The sequence below is a fragment of the Castellaniella sp. genome (assembly GCF_041675725.1).
GTDB lineage: Bacteria > Pseudomonadota > Gammaproteobacteria > Burkholderiales > Burkholderiaceae_B > Castellaniella.
The window spans coordinates 1-4,181 of record NZ_JBAYTI010000113.1 but is presented as its reverse complement, the minus strand read 5'-3'; the positions used below and the strand labels follow the sequence as shown (position 1 = coordinate 4,181).

At 66.0% G+C, this 4,181-nt stretch carries 4 protein-coding genes and 1 pseudogene; 4 read left to right on the top strand and 1 reads right to left on the bottom strand.

Going from position 1 to position 4,181, the window contains the following annotated elements; all coding sequences use genetic code 11:
• Positions 1–264, bottom strand: a pseudogene (locus WCZ84_RS13760) (multidrug DMT transporter permease); the annotation flags it as partial.
• Positions 265–359: 95 nt separating this feature from the next.
• On the opposite strand from WCZ84_RS13760, the gene WCZ84_RS13755 reads away from it, so the two are divergent.
• The 4 genes from WCZ84_RS13755 to WCZ84_RS13740 form a co-directional block, all read left to right on the top strand.
• Positions 360–1,940, top strand: coding sequence for a diguanylate cyclase (locus WCZ84_RS13755; protein WP_372686846.1), 1,581 nt, complete (start codon positions 360–362; stop codon positions 1,938–1,940).
• Positions 1,921–2,430, top strand: a complete 510-nt coding sequence (tadA, locus tag WCZ84_RS13750) for a tRNA adenosine(34) deaminase TadA (RefSeq protein WP_372686845.1) — start codon at positions 1,921–1,923, stop codon at positions 2,428–2,430. The genes WCZ84_RS13755 and tadA overlap by 20 nt, the downstream gene beginning before the upstream one ends.
• Positions 2,431–2,436: 6 nt before the next feature.
• Positions 2,437–3,396 carry an LD-carboxypeptidase gene (locus WCZ84_RS13745; protein ID WP_372686844.1) on the top strand — a complete coding sequence of 320 codons (960 nt, stop codon included), beginning with the start codon at positions 2,437–2,439 and terminating at the stop codon, positions 3,394–3,396.
• A gap of 3 nt (positions 3,397–3,399) precedes the next feature.
• The coding region (locus WCZ84_RS13740) for an AMP-binding protein (protein WP_372686843.1) at positions 3,400–4,181 on the top strand (782 nt) is incomplete at its 3' end.

Sequence of the window (4,181 nt, the reverse complement as noted above, 5' to 3'; positions counted from 1 at the left end):
GTAGCCCAATTGCAGACTCAGGTTGTAGCCTAGGTGCAACAGGCTCGCCAACCCGATGAACAGCAGGACCTTCGGGCTCCAGGCCATGTCGCCCTGCCACAGCACCCAGGCCACCCAGGGTGCGTAGAGCACCAAGGACAGGGCGCGGTAGGCCAGCACGAAAGCCACGGCCGAGCCGCCGGCCGCAACCCGTTTGGATATCAGGTTCCAGCCGGCATGCAGCGCCGCTGCGGCCAGGACCAGCGCGAGAATGGCCGGACTCATGGGATTTCCTGGTGAGGATGACAGGGTTGTTGTAACATCCCTTTTCGGCCCAAGTAACAGATGCCCTGGGCCCGCGCCTTATTTCCCCCACCGCGATGCCTATCACCCTGTCTCTCATCCGGCTGCTCGTCGCCTGGCTGCTCGCCGGGTCCATGATCGGCGAAGCCATGGCCGCGGCCATGACATGCCGCGACGGGGATTACGTTGCCCTGGCGCACCCCGTGGTGCTGACCGAAGCCGAACGGGCCCAGCTGCCGCAGGCCCCTTTGCGGGTCGGGGTGCTGCTCGATGCCGCGCCGCTGTCGATGTATGACGCGGGCACGGGGCAGTATACCGGCATCAGTGTCGACGTGTTCTGCTTCATCGCCCGTCAGCTGGGGCTGGCGTATCGGTTCGCCGAACCCTCCGGGCGGGATCTGGAGGCCGATTTGCAGGCGCTGCAGACCGGCGCGCTGGACGTGCTGATGCCGCTCAGCCCCAACCAAGACCGCCTGCGGCACGGCCTGTTCACCCTGCCATATTACCAGGCCTATTATGTGGCGGTGGCCCGCCTGGATCGGGATTTCGAGGTACTGAGCCTGGCCGATCTGGCCGGCTTGCGCGTGGGCTACTTCGAGCGCTCGGCCATCGAACCCCTGCTGCGCGAGCACCTGCCGGCCGACGCCCTGGTGCCCTTCGCCGTGGGCCCGGGCAACAGCGGCATCTATGCAGCCCTGCAGGCGGGCAAGATCGACGTCGCCGCCACCAACAAAGCCTTCTTCGAGGAAAGCCGCTACCAGAATGATTTGTTCGACCTGGGCGCGATCTATACCTTCCGAAGCCACCCGCGCGACTACGGGTTTTATTTCAGCGATTCGGCGCAAAATCGAAACCTGGTGGCCGTGTTCAATAAGTATCTGGCGGCCATCGACCCCACGGCCTCGCTGAACGAGCACGAGATCGGCGAGGCCCGGTTCATCGAGCGCTATCGTCGGCAGATGCGCCAGCAAGACATGCTTTGGCTGGGGATCATCATGATCAGCCTGCTGCTGTTGATTCTCGCCGCATCGTTCTGGCACTACCGGACGGCCACCCGTCGGCTGCTGGCCAGTACGGTCCGCATCAAAGACCAGCAAGAAGCGCTCGAACGGGCCAATCAGCAGCTCGAACGCCTGAGCCAGACCGACAGCCTCACCAACCTGTACAACCGCCGGCGCTTCGACTTGCGTTCGAATGACGTGTACAAGGCCATCCAGGCCGGCGAGATCCCCCTGCACAAGGTCGCGCCGCTGAGCATGCTGCTGCTGGATCTGGACCGTTTCAAGGTCGTCAACGATCTGTACGGCCATATGGTGGGCGACGACTACCTGCGCAAGGTGGCCGACGTGCTCCGGCAGCACTGCCGGCGCGAGGGCGATGAGGTGATCCGCTATGGGGGTGAAGAGTTCCTGTGCGTGCTGCCGGCCACCTCGGCAAAGCAGGCATTCGAGATCGCCGAGCGCATCCGTCAGGCGGTGCTCGACTTGCGCTGTCCTAACCCGACCGAGATCGGCGAATTCCTGACGATCAGCATCGGGGCGGTGACCTCGGTGCATCTGCGGCAAGGCCCCGAAGAGATGATCCAGGCCGCCGATCAACAACTGTACGCGGCCAAGCATGCCGGCCGCAACCGAACCTATGGCATTGTGCTCGACTGACGAATGCGCCATGCGCCTGGCGCTGGCGCAGGCGCACCGGGCGGCCGCGCTGGGCGAAGTGCCCGTGGGCGCCGTGTTGCTGGATGCCGATGGGCGCGTGCTGGCCGCCGGGCACAATCGCACGCTGACGGATCACGACCCCAGTGCCCACGCGGAAATCGTGGTCCTGCGTCAGGCCGCAAGGGCGCTGGCCAATCACCGCTTGCCGGGCGCGCGCCTGTACGTGACACTGGAGCCCTGTGTGATGTGCCTGGGCGCCGCGTTCCATGCCCGGCTGGCCGAAGTCGTATATGCCGCGCCCGATCCGAAGACCGGGGCCTGTGGCGGCGTGGTGGACTTGCCGGCCGAGCCTCGCCTGAACCATCATACGCAGGTGCGCGGCGGGGTGTTGGCCGCTGAAGCCGGGCAGCTGTTGCGCGATTTTTTCAGGGCGCGGCGCGGGGCGGGGCCCGACGATGCGCATCCATCCACGCCGGTCGAACTAAAATAACCTGCTATGCCTGCTTCCCACATTGCGCCGCGTCGGCCCGGCCTCTATCTGATATCCCCGTCCAGTGCGGTGGCCGACTTGGCGGCGCTGGACCGGGCGGTCGAACGCCTGCGGGCCCTGGGCCATCCGGTCGCCCAGGACCGGGCCGCGCGCGGGGTGCACCAGCGGTTTGCCGGTACCGACCGGCAGCGCGTGGCCGGCGTGCATCGGGCCCTGAAGCAGAAGCATCCGGTGGTCATGGCCACCCGCGGCGGCTACGGCCTGAGCCGTATCCTGCCGGCCATCGATTGGCAGGCGGTGGCCGACAGCGGCAAGATCTTCGTGGGCCTGAGCGATTTCACGGCCTTCAACCTCGCGCTGCTGGCGCGCACGGGGGCCCGCAGTTATTCCGGCCCCACGGCGGTATTCGATTTTGGCGCGGCGCAAGTCAATGAGCTCACGCGCGATCTGTTCGAAGAAACCCTGTCCGGCGAATTGCAGGTGCTCAGCTTCGAGGCCCCGGATGCCGATGCAGTGGATACCCGCGGTGTGCTGTGGGGTGGTAACCTGGCCATGGTGGCATCCCTGCTCGGCACGCCGTATTTTCCGCAGATCGAACGGGGTATCCTGTTCCTGGAAGACATCGGCGAGCATCCGTTTCGCATCGAGCGCATGCTGACCCAGTTGTGGCATGCGGGGGTGCTGCACAAGCAGCAGGCGATCGTCCTGGGGCAGTTCACCGGCTATCGCCTGGCGCCCCACGACAACGGCTTCGATCTGGCCGCGGTGGTTCATTGGCTGCGCCAGACGGTGCGCGTGCCGGTGGTCACCGGCCTGCCCTACGGGCACGGGCGCATCAAGGCCACCTTGCCGGTCGGGGCCACCGTGGGTCTGGCCACTGAACAGGGCATGGCCCACCTGCTGCTGCATGAGCACGAGCATTCTGCGTTGCACGAACCCGGGCATTCGGCCCACGACGGAGATTGAATCATGAGCACATCCATGTTCGACCAGGACCTGCCGCGTACCCCGGCCAACTTCGCCCCGCTCACGCCGTTGCTGTACCTCGAGCGGGCCGCCGAGGTCTACCCGGATCGCCTCGCCGTGGTGCACGGCCTGGGCGAATCCGCCGTGCGCCATACTTGGGCGATGCTGTACCAGCGCTGTCGGCGCCTGGCGAGCGCCTTGCGGCGGCACGGCGTGGCACCCGGCGATACGGTGGCCGTCATGCTGCCCAACACGCCGGCCATGGTCGAGGCCCATTTCGGCATTCCCATGGGCGGGGCGGTCCTCAACACCCTCAACACCCGGCTCGATGCCGAGACCATCGCCTATATGCTGGACCACGGCGAAGCGCGTGCGGTGCTGGTCGACCGCGAGTTCTCCGCCGCCATGCAAGCGGCGCTGGGGCTGCGCAAGCGCACGGCGCCGATTCTGGTGGTCGACGTCGATGACCCAGAATACGACGGTCCGGGTGAGGCGATCGGTACGCTGGACTACGAGGCGTTGCTCGCCCAGGGTGATCCGCAGGCCGACTGGTCGCTGCCCGCCGACGAATGGGATGCGATCGCGCTGAACTACACCAGCGGCACCACCGGCAAGCCGAAGGGGGTGGTCTACCATCATCGTGGCGCCGCCATCAACGCCATTTCCAATATTCTCGAGTGGGACATGCCCAAGCATGCGGTTTATTTATGGACGCTGCCCATGTTCCACTGCAATGGCTGGTGCTTTCCCTGGACAGTCGCCGCCCGCGCGGGGGTGAACGTGTG